The 1,477-nt window shown below is 69.6% G+C and carries 2 protein-coding genes; both read right to left on the bottom strand.

Annotated features, from left to right (window positions below; translation table 11 throughout):
* Window positions 1-107: 107 nt before the first annotated feature.
* The gene (locus tag ACFY9I_RS42430) at window positions 108-380 is read right to left on the bottom strand and encodes a hypothetical protein (RefSeq protein ID WP_391012876.1); all 273 of its coding nucleotides are present in this window, start codon (window positions 378-380) and stop codon (window positions 108-110) included.
* A gap of 373 nt (window positions 381-753) precedes the next feature.
* Window positions 754-1,131, bottom strand: coding sequence for a DoxX family protein (locus ACFY9I_RS42425; RefSeq protein ID WP_391012873.1), 378 nt, complete (start codon window positions 1,129-1,131; stop codon window positions 754-756).
* Window positions 1,132-1,477: the final 346 nt, after the last annotated feature.

The following is a 1,477-nucleotide window of genomic DNA, read 5'->3' as shown; positions in this document are numbered from 1 at the left end:
GTCGGTCGGTACGAAGAGGAGTGCCTTGTCGTCGACCTGCGCGTCGGGGCCCAGCTGCTGCTTGGTGGTGATGCGGGTCAGCGTGCGCTCACCCGGCAACTGTTCGGTCATGGTTGCTCCCTGGTGCCCGGCTCGAAAGGAGACGGAGTGATGAAGGGGGGATGGGCCGGGGTCAGGCGACTTGCGGGGCGACCTCGCTGCGCGCCCAAGGATCTCGGGGCACGGCCGGTGCACGACGTCGGTGCGGCCTGGGCCATAACCTGTCTTCGGGGCCGCCGGCGCGGCCCCGCAGACGGCCGGCAGCCGACCTCCACCTCGCTGATGCCTTCACCGACGGCCTCGACGATCCCGGCGAAGTCCCGGCCCAGTGTGATCGGCACTTGTGCGGAGCCATGCCCTTGAGGGGGCCGTAGGCGATGTCCGCGTTCAGTCAATTCGCTGACGTTCCTGGACGCGGACCGACTACGAGGTTCTCGGTACTCGGCCGGCTCCACGACGCCCCCGCCCGCCCGCGCGCCACCGCGGCCTCGGCGCCCCCTCCGGCCGGGTGCGGAGCCGCACAAGCCGTCATCGTGTTCAGCACGGTGTGCGACACCCTCGGTCGACCCGCGATCCAGTGCGTTCCCAGGCTCACCGGTGCCAGCGGGGATCCTGGTCCTGACAGGGACGAGCGTGGGCAGCCGGCGCAGGCCGAGGACGTCCTCGACGGTGATGGCGGGCAGTGCGCGCACTCCTGTACGGACGCTGTGGCGATCAGAAGGAGTACGGGCCGAAGCGGCCCCATGCCACCGCACCGGCCAGTACGATCAGCACGAGGTTCGGCACGATCGCGCTGGACTCCTTGCGTCTGGCGTGGGTTATCGCCGCCCCGGCCATCACCAGCACGAGACCGACGGCGGCCAGCGGCACCAGGACGGGGATGATGTCCAGCGCGGCGGGCAGGATCAACCCGATCGCGGCCAGTACCTCCAGGGCGCCGATCGACTTGAGCATGCCCGGAGAGAAGTCCTCGGCCCACGCCATCTTCGGCGAGGCGACGAGCTTCTCCTTCGGCTGGGCCAGCTTCGCGCCGCCGGCGCCCAGGAAGATCACGGCGAGCAGGCCGGCCAGAATCCACAAAACGATGTTCATGAGTTACCAATCAGGGGGGTATCAGACAGGGCCACGACGTTCTCGTGATGCGTCCCGATGTGCTCCGGTGGTGCGACCTCGGCTCCAAGAGCCGTGATCAGCTACGAGGTCGGGTGAGCCGCAGCCGCAGCCGCAGCCGCAGCCGCAGCCGTCGCGACGGGACGAGAGCGGCGTTCAGTGGGAACGCCGGGCCCTGGAGGGTCAGGTGCGGGGAACGAGGTCCGCCGGTTCGCCCGTCAGGCGGCGGCGAGGGCGTGCTTGTGTGCGTTCAGCCACTGCTGGAACGTCTGCAGTTGCGGGTTCAGGTCGCGGACGACGTCGAGGTCGCGGACCGCGTTGAACTGGG

This window comes from Streptomyces sp. NPDC012510 (assembly GCF_042955065.1).
Taxonomy (GTDB): Bacteria; Actinomycetota; Actinomycetes; order Streptomycetales; family Streptomycetaceae; genus Streptomyces.
Note: the sequence above shows the minus strand (reverse complement) of the source record. Positions and strands in the feature narration are given on the sequence as shown.